We start from the raw sequence: 16,277 nt of genomic DNA, 5'->3' as shown, positions 1-16,277 counted from the left end.
TGCACTCCGTTACTCCGGCCTTCCCAACTGGGCCCCGGCCTTCGCCGGCGAAGCAACCCGTGCGAAAAATCGAACTCCCCAGAAAAACTCTGTCCGGATCGTCCACCCTCACCCGTCTTCTTCCCGTAAGGCGCTCGGGAGCGCCGCTCTGGGGGATTTCACATGAAGCGGTTTCATGGTGCGTCGGCACTGAGCATGGCACTCGCGCTCGTCGCGCCGACAGTGGCGCAGGCGCAGCCCAGCGAACAGGCGGCGACGCGCAGCTTCGCCATTCCGGCGGGCGCGCTCGCGCCGGCGCTGTCGGCCTATTCGAGCACGACCGGCTTGCAGGTCATCGCCGCGCCTGCGCTGGTGAACGGCCGCCGCACGCAGGGCGTCAGCGGGCGCCACACCGCGCGCGTTGCGCTGGGCATGCTGCTGCGCGGCACCGGGCTGCGGCTGGTATCGAGCAACGGCGTGATGGTGCTGCGCGCCGGCGAGGAGAAGGCCGCGCCGAAGCGGATCGCGGCGGCGGCGCCGGTCGCCCAAGCCGCGCCGGTGCAGGCGGAGGCCGTCCCGGCCGGCGAGGAGCTGGGCGGAGACATTGTCGTCACCGGCTATCGCGAGAGCCTGGTCGCCGCGCAGGACCTGAAGCGCCGTGCGGTGGGCACCGAGGACAATATTCTCGCCTCCGACATCGCCGCCTTTCCGGACCTGAACCTCGCCGAGGCGCTGCAGCGCGTGCCCGGCGTCGCGATCACGCGCGACACCGGCGAGGGCCGCCAGATCGCCCTGCGCGGCCTCGGCGCGGACTTCACGCGCACCCAGCTCAACGGCATGGAAGTGCTCGGCAACACCGCCTCGGGCATGGACAATCGCGGCAATGTCAGCCGCACGCGCGGTTTCGACTTCAGCCTGTTCGCCTCCGAATTGTTCAACCGGGTCACGATCCAGAAGAGCTACGCCGCCAATCAGGACGAGGGCGGCATCGCCGGTACCGTCGGGCTCTTCACCGCCAAGCCCTTCGACTATGACGGGCAGAAGATCGTGCTGTCGGCCAAGGCGCAGCATAACACCAACACCGAAGGCGTGACGCCGCGGCTCGTCGGGCTCTTCTCACAGCGGCAGGGCGATTTCGGCGCGCTGGTGTCGGTCGCCTATTCGAAGATCCGCAACAACGAATATGGCTATCGCAACTGGAACTGGGGCAAGGTCACCTACGGCGCGAACAATATCGGGCCGGAGATCGACGCCGACACGCGCGCGCTGCTGCGCGGCGGTACCATCTTCGCGCCCCAGGCGCAGTCGCCCTCAACCTGGTACACCGATCGCGAGCGGATCGGCGTGACGGCAGCGCTGCAATATCACCCCGGCGACCGCTTCAAGCTGGACGTTGACCTGCTCTACGGCCGGCTGGCCGACGATCGCGACGACTGGGCGATTGCGACCGGCGGCTATAACGCGCTGACCGGCAATGTCAGCGGCACGCAGGTGATCCGCTCGGCGACGATCCAGGGCAATTCGCTCGTCGCCGCCACCTACACCGGCGTCGACCAGCGCACCGAGCACCACCATGTCGTCAACTCGACCGATTTCTACCAGGCGGTCGCCAACGCCAGTTGGGAGGCGACCGATCGGCTGACGATCACCGGCCTTGCCGGCTACCAAAAGTCGAAGTTCGTGCAGCCGACCTTCGACAAGATCTTCCTTCAGGCGCGCAACACCGGCTTCGGCTATGACATGCGGCCCGACATGCCGGTCAACAGCTACGGCTTCGACCTCACCAATCCCGCCAACTGGAACGTGCAGCGGCTGGTGACGCAGGAAAATGCGATCGACAGCGATTACACCAACGGCCAGCTGACCGCCGCCTATGAGCTGACGCCGATCCTGAAGCTTGAGCTGGGCGGCGAGTACAAGCGCTTCACCAACAGCGGCTATCAGTATCTCACCAACATCTTCTACGGCACTGCAGCGACCAGCGACCGCGCCGTGCCGGATGCGATGAAATACGTGATCAACCGCGACAGCCTGATCCCGTATATCGGCGGCGACGTCGACGCGATCTACGCCCTGCTCGGCAACAACCGGAACCTCACCCGCGCGAACCTGACCGCGGGCAGCGACTTCCGCATCGTCGAGAAGACCTGGGCCGGCTTCGCGCAATTCGATCTCGACACCTACCTTGGCTCGATGCGGCTGCGCGGCAATGCCGGCGTGCGCTATTACCACACCGATCTCACCTCCAGCGGATCGCTCGCCACGGCCACCAACGGCGTGACCACGCTGGAGCCGGTGACGGTGGTGAACAAGAGCGACGACTGGTTGCCCGCGCTGAACGTCGCGCTTGATATCCGCCCGGACCTGATCGCGCGCGTCTCGGCCAGCCGCAACGTCAACCGCCCCGGCCTGCCGCAGCTCGCCGCGGCGGGCACGCTGACGGTCGCGCCGTTCGGCGGCACCGTCTCGGTCGGCAACCCCTATCTCCAGCCCTATCGCGCCACGATGGCTGAGGCTGGCCTCGAATATTACCCCAGCCGCCACGGCTTCGTATCCGCCGGCTTCTTCTGGAAGGACATCGAAAGCAACATCACCTCGGAGACGTCGCAGGTGCCATATAGCGCCACCGGCTTCCCCGTGTCGCTGCTGCTGCCAGGTCAGGACGGCACCACGCCGTACAACTACACCCGCCCGATCAATGGCGAGGGCGCCAGCATCCGCGGCATCGAGCTGGCCGCACAGCATGATTTCACCTTCCTGCCCGAGCCGTTCAACCATTTCGGCGTGAACGCCAACGGCACCTGGATCGACGGGAATCAGAATGCGGTGTTCAACGGCGTCAGCCAGCGGATCGCATTGTACGACCTGTCGAAATGGGCCGCGAACGCGACGCTCTATTTCGAGACGGAGCGGTTCGGCGCCCGAGTCTCCACCGCTTACCGCAGCCGCTACCTGACGGGCGCGGGCGGCAATGCCAATATCGGCACCGGCATCCGCCCGACCAACAATGTCGATTTCCAGATCCGCTACAGCGCGACGCCGAACCTGCGCTTCGTGATGGAGGGCATCAACATCACCAATCAGGCGATCGAGCAATTCACCGACATCGAGGCCGATCGCATCCTGGTGAACACCAACAGCGGGCGGATCTTCACCTTCGGCGTCACGGCGAGTTTCTGACCCGTCAGCCAGCTATCCGGAAGGAGCTTTGTAGCAAAGGCAAGTGGCCGAAGTTCTGCGTTCGGCCGGCGCGCTTGCCCGTGACGAACAGGAATGCCCGCGGCGACGCCATTGTCGCGCGCCGCGGGCACCTTCATGCGTCGGCGTCTGGCGCCATGCCGATCTCGGCCAGGATGCGCGCGCTGTGCTCGCCCGGCGCGGGCACCGGATCCATCCGCGCATCGTCCCTTCCCGGCGGGAGAAGCGCGGGCACCGCCCCGGCCTGTGTGCCGACCTCGCGCCAGCGTTGCCGCGCCGCCAGTTGCCGATGCGACCACAGCCCGGCCATGTCATTGACCGGCGCGTTGGCGATGTTGGCGCCATCGAGCGCGTCGATCACCTGCGCGGTCGGCAGCTTGCCCAGCACCGCCGCGATCGTCTCTGCGAGCGCCGCGCGATTGGTGGAGCGCGCCGAATTCGTCGCGAACAGCGGATTGGCGATCAAGGTGGGCAGGCCCAGCACCTTGTCGCAGAAGGATGCCCATTCGCGTTCGTTCTGGATGCCGAACAGCACCACGCCGTCCGCCGTCTCGAACGGACCATAAGGATAGATGGTGGCATGCGCGGCGCCGGTGCGGGGCGGCTGGGGAGCGCCCTCGAAGGCATAATAGAGCGGAAAGCCCATCCACTCCGCCATCGCCTCCAGCATCGACACGTCGATGTGCCGCCCCTTGCCGGTACGCCCGCGCTCGATCAGCGCGGCGAGAATGTTGGTGTACGCATACATGCCCGCGGCGATGTCGGCGATCGAGCAGCCCGCCTTCACCACCTCGTCGGGCGTGCCCGTCACCGACAGGAAGCCGGATTCCGCCTGGATCAACAGATCATAGGCCTTGCGGTCACGATCCGGGCCGTCCTGCCCGAAGCCCGAGATTTCGCACACGATCAGCTGCGGATGGCGCTCCGCCAGCGTCGGCCCGTCGAAGCCCATGCGCGCGGTGGCGCCGGGCGCGAGGTTCTGCACCAGCACATCCGCCTTCGCCACCAGCCGCCGCAGCGCTTCGACCCCGGCCTCGCTCTTCAGATCAAGCGCGATGCTTTCCTTGGAACGATTGGTCCACACGAAGTGCGACGCGAGGCCATTGACGCGTTCGTCATAGGCGCGGGCGAAATCCCCGGTGCCGGGCCGCTCCACCTTGATGACGCGCGCGCCCAGATCGGCGAGCTGGCGCGTCGCGAACGGCGCGGCGATCGCATGTTCCAGGCTGACGACAGTGATCCCTTCGAGCGGGCGCATGGCTCCCGTCCCTCCCCATTTGATAATCCATGTTGGCGGTCGGGGCGCCCTCCGCGCAGGAGAGCGCCGCCCGCGCCTATTTCTTGAACATATAAGTCTTGGTGTTGGTGAACTCGGCCAGGCCCTCCTGCCCGTTCTCCACCCCCATGCCCGATTGCTTGTGCCCGCCGAACGGCACGTCGATGCCGTGGATGTGGATCTCGTTCACCCAGACAGTGCCGGTCTCCAGCCGCTTGGCGACCGCGATCGCCGCGTCGCGATCCCGGCCCCAGACGGAGCCGGCGAGCCCGAATGGGCTGTCATTGGCCTTGGCAATCACCTCCTCGACATCGTCAAACGCGATGATCGGCAGGATCGGGCCGAACGGCTCCTCCTTGACGATGCGGCTGTCCTCGGGCGGATTGTCAACGATGGTGACGGGCACGAAATTGCCGGGGAGGCTCTCGTCGATCTCGCCGCCCAGCGGCACGGCATATCCGTTCGCCTTCACGTCGGCGAACAGGTCCTTGAGCTTGCCGAACTGCATCTTGTTCTGGATCGGCCCAAGCCCGGTTTCCGGATCCATGCCGTCGCCAACCTTGATGTCCTTGGCATAATCCACGAACGCCTTGACGAACTCGGCATGGATTGAGCGGTGCACGTACAGCCGCTTGGAGGCGATGCACCATTGCCCCGAATTGCCGAAGGCGGCCCAGAACAGCGTCGGCACGATCGCCTGCCAGTCCGCATCCGCCAGCACGATCGCCGCGTCATTGCCGCCCAGTTCCAGCGTGATGCGCTTCAGGTTGGTGGAGCCGGATGCCATGACCTTCTTGCCGGTCGCGGTGGATCCGGTGAAGCTGATCTTGGCGATATCGGGATGCTCGGTCATCTGCTGGCCAAGATCGTTGCCGCCGGAGACGATGTTGAGCACGCCGGCCGGGAACACCTGCTGCGCGATCTCACCGAAGCGCAGCGTGCAGAGCGGCGTATAGGGCGACGGCTTCATCACCATCGTGTTGCCGGTGACGAGGCACGGCGCGACCTTCCACAGGCCCAGCAGCACCGGGAAATTCCACGGCGTGATCGCCCCCACCACGCCGAGCGGCGTGTGATGCACCTCCACGATATGCTCGTCGGTGTCCTCGATCACCTCCACCGGCAGGCGACGCTTGCCGACCTCGCGCACCCAGTGAATCGCCGCCTCGACCTCGCCCGTCGCCATCGAATGACGCGGCTTGCCCTGTTCCTGCGTCAGGAGCGTGATCAGCTCATCCTTGTGCGCGTCGAGCGCGTCGGCATATCGCTCGATCAGCGCGCCGCGCGCATCGGCGTCCATTGCCGACCAGGCGGGAAAGGCGCGCTTCGCCGCGGCGATCGCCGCTTCCATATGTTCGGCCGTACCCTCGGGCGCCTGTGCCAGCACTGCGTTGGTCGCCGGGTTGAAGACGTCGAAGCTCTTGTTGGTCTCGACCAGCTTGCCGTCGATCGACAGCGCATAAGGGCCGGCGAAATCGACCGTGACGGTGCTGCGTTCCATGGTATCCGCGCTCACGTCTATTCTCCTTGCGATGATGGTCAGGGACGCACGATCGGCTTCAGCACCCGGCCGGATTCTGAATCCTCGATGGCCTGGTTGATCTGATCGAGCGGGTAGAATTTGATCAGCCTGTCGAATGGGAAGCGCCCGGCGCGCCACAATTCGATTAGCTGTGGGATGAACACCTGCGGCACGCTGTCCCCTTCGATGATGCCGCGCACGGTGCGGCCGAACAGCAGGGTGTTCATGTCGAGGCTGGCGGCGACGCCCATGTCGGCAGCGCCGATCAGGCCGCACATGCCAGGGATGCTGAGCGCCTCCACCGCCTGGACCAGCACCTTGGCATTGCCGGTGCACTCCAGCGTGAATTCTGCGCCGCGTCCGTCGGTCAGCTTGCGGATCTCCTCCACCGCGTCGGCCGAGCCGCCATTGATGACATGCGTCGCGCCAAGATCGCGCGCCAGGTCGAGGCGCGAGTCATGCAGGTCGACGGCGATGATCGTCGTGCACCCGATCGCCGCGGCGGCCATCACCGCCGACAGCCCGACCGAACCCGCGCCGAAGATCGCGATCGACGCGCCGGCATGCGGCTTCAGCGCGTTGAGCACCGCGCCTGCGCCGGTCGAGATGCCGCAGCCGAGCGGCCCCATCATCTCCAGCGGCACATCCTTGCGGATCTTCACCGCGTTGCGCTCCGTGGCGATCGCATAGGTGCCGAAGCTGGATTGCGCGAAAAAGGCGCTGCCCAGTTCATGGCCACCGTGGTCGCAGATGGCCTGGCTGCCATCCATGCGCGCGCCCTTGAAATTGCGGTCGTAGAATTCGACGCAATAGCCCGGCTTGCCCGCCTTGCAGTTGCCGCACGCGCCGCAATGTCCGAAGGCGAGCACGACATGGTCGCCGACCGCCAGGTTGCGGACGTTCTCGCCCACCGCTTCCACGACGCCCGCACCTTCATGCCCGGCGACGAGCGGCAGCGGCACGGGATAGCCCTGGTCGCGCACCACCATGTCGGTGTGGCACACGCCGGTGCCGACGATCCGCACCAGCACCTCATCCGCCTGCGGCGCGCCGAACGTCACGGTCTCCACCGCGAGCGGCGACGCCTTTTCGCGGATAACGGCTGCTTTGCCTTCCTTCATGTCTATCTTCTCCGTTCAGACCGAGCGGCCACCGTCCACCGGCAGTTCGACGCCCGTGATGTAATCGGCGCTGGCAAGGTAGAGCGCGGCCTCGGCGACATCGCTCGGCTCGCACAGCCGGCCGAGCGGGATGGAGGCGAGGAACTTGCCGCGGTTCTCGGGCGTGTCCGCCATGCCCATGAAGTCGGCGAGCATGCCGGTCACGCCCATCACCGGCGCGATCGCGTTGACGCGGATGTTCATCGGCGCGAACTCCACCGCCAGTGCCTTCGACAGGACATTGGTCGCGCCCTTCGACCCGGCATACCAACTGAGGCCCGGGCGCGGGCGGATGCCGGACACCGACCCGACGTTCAGGATCACGCCGCCGCCATTATCGCGCATCGCCGGCACCACCGATTGCACCATGAGGTAGATGCCCTTGATGTTGACGGCGAGGACGCGGTCGAACGTCTCCTCGTCCACCTCGAGCGCCGGCTGGTTCTTGTGGGTGTAGCCGGCATTGTTGACGACGATGTCGGGCACGCCGAACCGCTCGGTCGTGGCGGCGACCGCAGCCTCGATATCCGCCCGCTTGCTGACATCGGCACGCAGCGCGATGGCCCGGTCGGCGCCGATCGCATCGGCGACGCCCTGCGCCTTGTCGAGGTTGAGGTCGACGATCGCGACCCGCACGCCCTGCGCCGCGAAGCGATGCGCCATCGCCTCGCCGAAGCCGCTCGCCGCGCCGGTAATCAGCGCGGTTCTGCCGTTCAAATCCATTACACTCTCCTGGAAAATCTTGCGGCGCGATCAGCCGTGATTGAGCACCATCGTCTTGGTCTTGCTGAAATCGTGGAGCGCGGCGAAGCCCTTCTCGCGTCCGTGCCCGCTCTTGCCGGCGCCGCCGAACGGCAGCTCGATGCCCGCCCCCGCGCCATAGCAATTGACGAACACCTGCCCCGCGCGGACCTTCTTCACCATGCGCATCTGCCGCCCGCCATCGCGCGTCCAGACGGCGGCGACCAGGCCGTAGTCGGTATCGTTGGCGAGCCGCACGGCATCCGCCTCATCGTCGAACGGCAGCACCGTCAGCACCGGGCCGAACACCTCCTCTCGCGCGATCACATTGTCGCGCGGCACCGGCCCAAGCAGCGTCGGCTTCACGTAAAAGCCGTCGGCGGCGATCCCGTCGGCCAGCACGCCTTCCGCCAGCACCGGAATGCCATCCGCCCGCGCCTGATCGAGAAACGCCTGCACGCGCCCCTGCTGCTTGGCGGTGATGATCGGGCCGCACTCGAGGTCCATGTCCGGCGCGCCCACCCGCACCTTGGCGAAGGCTTCGGCCAGCCGTGCGACAAAGGCGTCATGCGCCGATCGCTCGATCAGCAGGCGACTGCCGGCGGAGCAGGTCTGCCCGCTGTTCTGGACGATCGCCTTGACGATCACCGGGATCGCCGCGTCGAAATCGGCATCGGCGAACACGATCTGCGGTGACTTGCCACCCAGCTCCAGCGTGCAGGTGATGTAATGGTCCGCGCACAGCTTCTGGATGATCTGGCCGACCTGCGGCGATCCGGTGAAGGACATGAAATCGACGCCGTGATGCGCCGCCAGCGCCGCGCCGGCGGTTGCGCCCCGCCCAGTGACGATGTTGAGCGCGCCCTCCGGAAAGCCCGCCTCCGCCGCCAGCTCGGCGAGCCGCAACGCGCTGGCCGACGCATCCTCCGCGGGCTTCAGCACCGTGGCATTGCCCACCGCAAGCGACGGCGCCAGCGTGCGGCCGAACATCTGCGCCGGGTAGTTCCACGGCAGGATGTGGCCGGTTACGCCGTGCGGCTCATGTACAACGCCGACGTGATAGCCGGTGAGATACGGGATGGTTTCGCCGTGCAGCTTGTCCGCCGCGCCGCCGTAGAATTCAAAATAACGGGCGAGCGCGACGATATCGGCATCCGCCACGCTCTTCGGCTTGCCGGTGTCCCTCGCCTCAATCGCGGAAAGCTCCGCCGCATTGGCCAGGATGAGATCACCCAGCCGGGTCAGCATCCGCCCGCGCTCGGTCGCGGTGGTGCGGCCCCAGGCGCCCTCGTCAAAGGCCCGCCGCGCCGCGCGTACCGCAAGATCGACATCGGCGTCGCTGCTGTCCGGAATGGCGCCGAATGCCTTGCCGGTAGCGGAATCGATCGCCGGCAGCGTCGCGTCGGTCTGCGGGTCCACCCACGCACCCCCGATGAAATTGCGGCTGAAATCGACCTTCATACATCCTCCGACCCGCTGCGGCGCTCGGCCGGCATAAGCTTGGTTACGGAGGTAGTGCGGCCATACCATAACGTCTAATAGCGGCTTCAGGCATTTTCGATTAGATTTGGATATGGAACTTCGACATCTCCGTTATGCGCTCGCCATTGCCGAGGAACGGCATTTCACGCGTGCCGCCGCCCGTCTCGGCATCGGCCAGCCGCCGCTCAGCCAGCAGATCAAGCTTCTCGAGCAGGAATTGGGCGTGCAACTGTTTCACCGCCTGACGCGCGGGGTGGAACTGACCGACGCCGGCGAGGCGTTCATGCCGCTGGCGCAGGCAGCGGTGGCGGCGGCGGAGCAGGCCGCGCAGGCGGCGAAGCGCGCGGCACGGGGTGAGATCGGCGCGCTGACGATCGGCTTCACCAGCTCGGCATCGTTCAACCCGCTGGTGCCGCGGATCATCGGGCGCTTCCGTGAACGCCATCCCGACCTCACGATCCGGCTGGTCGAGCAGACCACCGTGCGGCTGCTGGAGGCGATGACCGATGGCGGGCTGGACGTTGCCTTCCTGCGCCCGGCACTCGGCGAGACGGACGGGTTGGTGACGCGGCGGCTGCCCGACGAGGATCTGTGGGTCGCGCTGCCGGCACGGCATCGGCTGGCCGGCAGCGCGAGCATCGAACTGGTCGATCTCGCCGGCGATCCCTTCATTCTTTATCCGCGCAGCAACGGACGGCTGCTTTACGACAGCATCATTGCCGCCTGCCGCAACGCCGGCTTCTCGCCGCGTATCGCGCAGGAGGCGCCGCAAATGGCGTCCACCGTCAATCTCGTCGCGGCCGGCGTGGGGGTGGCGCTGGTGCCCGAGTCGATGCGGCAGCTGCACGCCCAGGGCGTCACCTACGCGCGGATCGCAGGCGACGGCCCCCGGGCGCAGCTCGTCGTCGCGCACCGCCGCGATGGGCCGCTGCCGCCGGCGGTGCGCAACTTCATGAGCTGCGTCACCGCCGACGAATGATGCCTAAGCCTGGCCGGCGATCAGCTTGGCGGCGCGATAGCCGATCAGGATCGAGGGGGCGTTGGTGTTGCCGGTGGTGATCGTGGGCATCACCGAGGCGTCGGCGACGCGCAGCCCCTCCACACCGCGAACGCGAAGCTGCGGATCGACCACCGATCCCTCGTCGGTACCCATCTTCGCCGTGCCGACCGGGTGAAAATAGGTCGATACCGATTTTTGCAGGAACGCGCGGTAGCTTGCCGGGCTGTCCGCCGCCGGGCCGGGCAGCAGCTCGGCCTTGCGAATGTCCTTATAGGCATCGCTGTTGCCGATCGCGCGGGCAAGATCGGTTGCAGCCTTCAGCGCCACCATATCCTGTTCGACCTGCAGATAATTGGGATCGATCAACGGATCGACGCGCGGATCGGCCGACGTGACCGTCACGGCGCCGCGCGACTTGGGCCGCATCACGCCGCAAAGAATGGCATAGCCATGCTGCTGCTGGAGGTTCAGCTCCTTGGTGGCGAACGGCACGCTGACGTAGAGCGCGTTGATGTCCGGCACCGGCTGCGACGGCGCGGATTTGGACCAGAAATAGACTTCGGAGTGATTGTAGTTGGTCGGCGGCACCGGCCGCTTCGCCTCGAAGTTCACGCCGGCGCCCAGCACATGGTCCTGCAGGTTCTGGCCAACGCCCGGCAGCGCGGCGACCGGCGTGATGCCCAGGCGGCGCAGATGCGCGGGATCGCCGATGCCGGACAGCGTCAGCAGCTTGGGCGTGATGATCGCACCGGCAGACAGGATCACTTCCTTGTTCGCCCGCACCGTCACTGGCTTGCCCGCGTGAAGATATTGCACGCCGACGCAGCGGCCCTTTTCGATCAGCAGCTTCAGCACCGGCGCTTCGGTCAGCACCGTCAGCTTGGCGCCGGCCGCGATCGCCGGGCGCAGAAAGGCGACGGCGCTGTTCTGTCGCTTGCCGGCATGGACGGTGAAGTTCACCCAGGCTGGCCCCTCCAGCGTGCCGCCGTTGAAATCCTCGGTTTCGCGATAGCCGAGCGATTTTGCGCCCTCCATGAACGCTACCGCGCCCTCATGTCCCTTGGCGGGATCGGGGCGCGTGACGTGCAACGGGCCGCCAGCCCCGCGCAGCGCGCTCGCGCCTCCCTGCCAATCCTCCAGCTCCTTGTAATCGGGAAGGACATTGTTCCAGTCCCAGCCGGTCGCGCCGTTATAGGCCCAATCGTCATAATCCTGCGTCGCGCCACGGCAGTAGATCATGCAATTGATGCTGGAGCAGCCGCCCAGCCCCTCGCCGCGCGGATAGGGAACGACACGGTTCTGCGCATGCGTCTGCGGCGTCGTCGCATAGGTCTTGGTGAAGGGAGAGGCGAGCGCGGCTGGCCATTGCGACGGATCTGTGACAAGCGGCGTCTGGTCCGACAGGCCGGCCTCCAGCACCAGCACCGAGCCGCCCGTGCGCTGGGCGAGCTGCCCGGCGAGCGTCGCGCCGGCGGAGCCAGCACCGATCACGATATAATCGGCTGCGCGCGGCGCGGCTGCCGTGCGGGTCGATTGCGCCCAGGCCGTGCCGCCACCGATCCACAGCGCATCCGCCAGAGCGAATGCGGCGCCCGCCGCCATCGCGCGGCTGATGAAGCCACGCCGGTCGATGCTGCCCGCGGCGTGGTCGCGCAGCGCTTCGGTCAGCCGGCGCGTGTCGAGAATATTGTCCATCTGCCTCTCCCCTCTTTGTTTTCAGAACACACGCAACAGGCGGATCTGCCCGCGGAAACCCTCCTTGAAGCCGTTGCGCACGGCGACATCGGCGCCGACCTGGGTCATGATCTGCCACTTGGGCGTGAAATTGTGGCGCCACGTGCCGAGCAGCGACGTCGTGCGCGTCACGTTGTTCTGCTCGATCCCGTTGATCTTCGTTTCGCCGCCCGTGACGTGCATGATGCGCGCATTGAGCTCGTTGCGATCGTCGAGCGGGAAGCGGGCAAAGCCCTGGATCCGAACGGTCGCCTTTTGGGTGAGATCGTCCGAAGCCACGCCAGCGTCATCGTTCTTGCCGTAGATCATCACATCGCCGGAAAGCTCGGCGATGAAATGCTTGCCGAACCCCTGCGAATAGACGGCCTGAAGCGATCCCTTCCAACGGTTCTCGCCCAGGTTGAGCGCGCGCGACGCGCGATAGTCACCGGTCGGCAGATAGAGATAGGGCGTGACGCCGAAATAGGACTGCCGCTCGGCATCCTCGTGCAGCCACAGCGTGCCGACCAGGATCGTGTCGCCGAAGCCGGTCGTCTTGCCCAGGCTCGCGGTCGAGCCGCCTCCTGCCAGATGCCCGAACGGCTGGAGCACCTGATAGTCGAAGGTCATGCCGCCGATCTTGGTGAACCCGACGTAGCGCAGGATCGAGATGGCGGTTTCGAGCTCCGCCTCGTCATCAATCTTCTTTCCGTCCTGATACAGGGCGCCAGCGTGCGAATATTGCAGGTAGACGAGGCCGAGCTGTGTGCCGTCGGGTGCCGGGACGTAGTCGCCGGCATCGATCGCCTGTGCATAAGCAGCGGTTGTGAGCGTGGCGGATCCAATCCCCAGCGCCATCGTGGCGGCGATCCGCGCCACGCAATGTCGAACCCTCATCGATCCCCTCCCCTTGCTTGCATTTTTTCCGCTTCGAAAAGCGTGAGGAGGGGGCGTATTGAACGCTTAGAAGGTGCGGTATATCGCCAAATCGACAATCATGATTTCGCAAAACGCGAAACAATGGGATGAGTGCGCCGGTGATCAGAGATCTCGTCACCCTTCGGTTGTTCGTCCGCGCGGCGGAAAGCGGAACGCTCAGCGAGGCTGCGGAGCTGTCAAATCTCGCGCTCGCCGCGGCGTCGCGACGGATCGCCATGATGGAGGAGCGGTTCGGCGTTCGCCTGTTTCGCAGAAGCCGGCAGGGGCTCGCCCTCACGCCCGCGGGCGCCGTTCTGTTCGAGCGGGCACGGGCTTTGCTGGAACAGGTACGCTCGATCGAGGGCGAACTGGCGGATTTCGCGGGCGGCATGCGCGGCACGATCCGGATCCAGACCAATCCGTCGGCCATCATTCAGTTTCTGCCGGCCGATCTGGCCGCGTTCGCCGCGGAGCGACCGGACGTGAGGCTCGATCTGGAGGAGAATATGAGCTCGGAGATCGTCAGCGCCGTGACGGACGGGCGCGCCGATCTTGGCATCATCATCGGCGGCACGCCGGCGCCGCAACTCGATACGCTTCCCTATCGCACCGATCACCTCGCGTTGCTCGCGCCGCGCGGCTATCTGCCCGGCCGCACCGAAATCGCCTTCGCCGAAGTGCAGGATCAGGATTTCATCGGGCTGCTCAACTCGACCGCCCTGACCCGGACGCTGGTGGAGCAGGCGGCACGCGCCGAAGTGTCGCTGCGCCTGCGCATGCAGGTCCGCAGCTTCGATGGCGTCTGCCGGATGGTGGAAGCGGGCTTCGGCCACGGCATATTGCCGCTGATCGCGGCGCGCGGGTTTGCCGCGTCGATGAAGCTCGATGTGGTGCCGCTTTCCGACACTTGGGCGACAAGGCAGATGCTGCTCTGCCTGCCATCGGGCGTACAGGCCGGCTCCCTCGTCGCACTGCTGGCCAGTCACTTGGAACAACTGGCCAGCGACAGGCCGTTACTTACCTGAAAACAGGCCGGTGGCGCCGTGATCGTGGCCGATCCCGCCCCGCTGGCGGGCGCGACATCGTCACGCCCGCACCGGATCTCAGAACCGCACGCCCAGCGACAGCATCACGTTGCGCGGCGCCGCAATAAAGCAGTCACCGCGCGCCAGGCAGGACGCAAAATAGCGCTTGTTCAACAGGTTGGTCGCGTTCAGCGCGAGTTGCCACTTGTCCCAGCTGATCTCGGCCAGCGCATCCACCGTCGTCCGCGACGGCGTCACGATCGTATAGAGCGTGCCGACCGGAATTCCGGGATTAAGTCCGTAAGGATCAAGTGGTCCGGTGGACTTGCTCTTGCCGCTATACACGACACCAGCACCCAGTTTTAGACGTGGCCCGTCGAAGTCGCCGAAAGTCTTGGTCGACCAGACCGAAGCTGTATGGCGCGGCATATAGTCAAGGCTGGTGTTAACCTCTGACTTCAGCTCGTTATAGCCATAGTTGAGCAGGAGCTCGAAGTCTTCCGGTAAGGTATGCCGTGCTTCGAACTCGACACCCTTGGTCGTCAGTTCGCCCGACTGGGTGATGACGTCATTGGCAAGGTACAGCACACGATTACGTTCCTTGATGTGGAACGCCGTCGCCGTCACCAACGTGGCTGGGCCCGGCTGCCACTTCACGCCCGCCTCGAACTGCGTGCCCGTCTGCGGCGTGAAGCTCTCGCCGCTGCTGTTGAGACCTGCGATCGGCAGGAAGCTTTCGGTATAGCTGAAGAAGGGCGAGAATCCCGCGCCGACCTCACCGATGATGCCGGCGCGGAAGGTGGTGGCATTGTCCTCCTGACCGGTCGAACTCGTGACATGGTCGCGGCGCGCACCCAGGATCACCGACACGCGATCAAAGAAGCGGATCTGATCCTGCACATAGACGCCGAGCTGCTTCTGCGAATCGAAAGCGAACGGCCCGCTGGGATCATAGGTCTGCAGCGAAGCGTAATCGATGTCGTAGAGGTCGATCGTTTCGCCTGCCGTGTCGGCGTAGCGCTTGCCCACCTTGTTCCAGCTATAGTCGATGCCGAGCAGCAACGTGTGCTCGACATTCGCCCCGGTGTTGAACTTCAGCTGCACATTGTTGTCCGTCGAGAAGACGTTCATCCGCGCATCGCTGGCATCGGCGGTCAGGCCGATCGTCCGCCCGTCCGTGCCATACACGGCGAAAGGGTTGGTCGGGTTCGAGTAACTATCTGCGTAATGGGTGAAATATTCCAGATCACTATCGATGTAGCGCGCCTTCAGGCTGACGCGCACATTATCCGAGAAATTGTGAACGATGGCGCCGCCGCCCTGCAGCGAGCGGCCCGCGTAACGATCCCAGCCAGCCTTTCCGACAAAGGTATCAGGGTCGAGCTGTCCCGTCGGATAGCCGGGATTGGGCAGGAACGTGCCGACGATCGGCAGGAATTGCGATGTCGAGCCGGTATCATCCTCCTGGTAGAGGCCCGTCAGGACGATATCCGTGTCCGGTGTTGGCTGCCAGCGGATCGAGGGCGCGAACATGACGCGATCATCGGGAACGTGTTCGACATAGGTATCGGCGTCACGCACCCGGCCGACGGCGCGGATCGCCAGATTATCGGTCAGGGCAAGATTGACGTCGCCCAGCGCCTCCTTGCGGTCATAGCTGCCATAAACGAGGCTTAGCTCGCCGCCTGTCCGAAACTCCGGTGTCTTGGACACGAGATTGATCAGGCCGCCAATCGAGCCCTGACCGAATAGAACCGACGCCGGCCCGCGCACGATCTCCACACGAGAGAAGTTGTACGGATCAGACGTGATGCTGGCATAATAAGAAAAGATGTCGCGCATGCCGTCGCGAAATTGCAGGGCATCGATGCCGCGAATGTTGAACCCGTCCACGCGCGTGTCGCGGCCATAAGGATTGGCAAGAACACCAGCGGCATATTTCACCGTGTCGCTGATATTGATTGCGCCTTGGGCAGTGAACTGATCCGCCGTGATCAGCGTGATCGGCTGCGGTTGTTCGATTAGCGGCGTATCCGTCTTCGTGCCGGCGTTGGCGGCAGTGACAATGATGTCGTCCTCAGGCACCTGCCCCGGCGCCTGTTCCCGCTCCGTGGTCTGAGCGGGCGCGGGCAGGCCCTCTTCCGCCCACGCAGCCGAGCTCAACAACACGCCCGCCAGCCCCGCAGCCACGATCAACTTCGCCATCATACACCCCACTCATCGGCATTACCTGCCCCGGTGCGGCGCCTCCTACATTGATGCG

The 16,277-nt window shown here is 65.5% G+C and carries 11 protein-coding genes; 3 read left to right on the top strand and 8 right to left on the bottom strand.

Translation table 11 applies throughout. The features are described 5' to 3' along the window. Positions 1-162 precede the first annotated feature (162 nt). Positions 163-3,159, top strand: coding sequence for a TonB-dependent receptor (locus BMX36_RS14125; RefSeq protein WP_093066509.1), 2,997 nt, complete (start codon positions 163-165; stop codon positions 3,157-3,159). A 133-nt stretch (positions 3,160-3,292) separates the two neighbouring features. Here the strand turns inward: BMX36_RS14125 and BMX36_RS14120 are convergent, their stop codons facing one another. The 5 genes from BMX36_RS14120 to BMX36_RS14100 form a co-directional block, all read right to left on the bottom strand. Next, entirely contained in the window at positions 3,293-4,435 is a 1,143-nt protein-coding gene (locus BMX36_RS14120; protein WP_093066507.1) for a CaiB/BaiF CoA transferase family protein, read from the bottom strand. Between the two features lie 76 nt (positions 4,436-4,511). After that, positions 4,512-5,969 carry an aldehyde dehydrogenase family protein gene (locus tag BMX36_RS14115; protein WP_256210818.1) on the bottom strand — a complete coding sequence of 486 codons (1,458 nt, stop codon included), beginning with the start codon at positions 5,967-5,969 and terminating at the stop codon, positions 4,512-4,514. A 23-nt stretch (positions 5,970-5,992) separates the two neighbouring features. Then, positions 5,993-7,096 carry an NAD(P)-dependent alcohol dehydrogenase gene (locus BMX36_RS14110; protein ID WP_093066503.1) on the bottom strand — a complete coding sequence of 368 codons (1,104 nt, stop codon included), beginning with the start codon at positions 7,094-7,096 and terminating at the stop codon, positions 5,993-5,995. Positions 7,097-7,111: 15 nt separating this feature from the next. Then, entirely contained in the window at positions 7,112-7,858 is a 747-nt protein-coding gene (locus BMX36_RS14105) for a glucose 1-dehydrogenase (protein ID WP_093066501.1), read from the bottom strand. 30 nt (positions 7,859-7,888) lie between these two features. Beyond that, positions 7,889-9,337, bottom strand: coding sequence for an aldehyde dehydrogenase family protein (locus BMX36_RS14100; RefSeq protein ID WP_093066499.1), 1,449 nt, complete (start codon positions 9,335-9,337; stop codon positions 7,889-7,891). A 112-nt stretch (positions 9,338-9,449) separates the two neighbouring features. On the opposite strand from BMX36_RS14100, the gene BMX36_RS14095 reads away from it, so the two are divergent. Further along, positions 9,450-10,337: a LysR family transcriptional regulator gene (locus BMX36_RS14095; protein WP_093066497.1), complete on the top strand. Its 888-nt coding sequence runs from the start codon at positions 9,450-9,452 to the stop codon at positions 10,335-10,337. A 3-nt stretch (positions 10,338-10,340) separates the two neighbouring features. Here BMX36_RS14095 and BMX36_RS14090 read toward each other — a convergent pair whose 3' ends face one another. Together BMX36_RS14090 and BMX36_RS14085 are read right to left on the bottom strand one after the other, a co-directional pair. Further along, entirely contained in the window at positions 10,341-12,053 is a 1,713-nt protein-coding gene (locus tag BMX36_RS14090; RefSeq protein ID WP_093066495.1) for a GMC family oxidoreductase, read from the bottom strand. A 21-nt stretch (positions 12,054-12,074) separates the two neighbouring features. Beyond that, on the bottom strand, positions 12,075-12,968 hold the full coding sequence (locus BMX36_RS14085) for a transporter (RefSeq protein ID WP_093066493.1): 894 nt from the start codon (positions 12,966-12,968) through the stop codon (positions 12,075-12,077). Between the two features lie 140 nt (positions 12,969-13,108). Between BMX36_RS14085 and BMX36_RS14080 the strand changes: the two genes are divergently transcribed. After that, a complete protein-coding gene (locus tag BMX36_RS14080) occupies positions 13,109-14,014 on the top strand; it encodes a LysR family transcriptional regulator (protein ID WP_177179155.1) in 906 nt (301 codons plus the stop codon). Between the two features lie 78 nt (positions 14,015-14,092). Here BMX36_RS14080 and BMX36_RS14075 read toward each other — a convergent pair whose 3' ends face one another. Next, complete coding sequence (locus BMX36_RS14075; RefSeq protein WP_093066957.1) at positions 14,093-16,219, bottom strand: TonB-dependent siderophore receptor; 2,127 nt, start codon at positions 16,217-16,219, stop codon at positions 14,093-14,095. Positions 16,220-16,277 lie beyond the last annotated feature (58 nt).

This window comes from Sphingomonas sp. OV641, from assembly GCF_900109205.1.
Lineage (GTDB): Bacteria > Pseudomonadota > Alphaproteobacteria > Sphingomonadales > Sphingomonadaceae > Sphingomonas.
The sequence above is the reverse complement of the archived record's forward strand: the minus strand, read 5'-3'. Positions and strand labels throughout refer to the sequence as shown.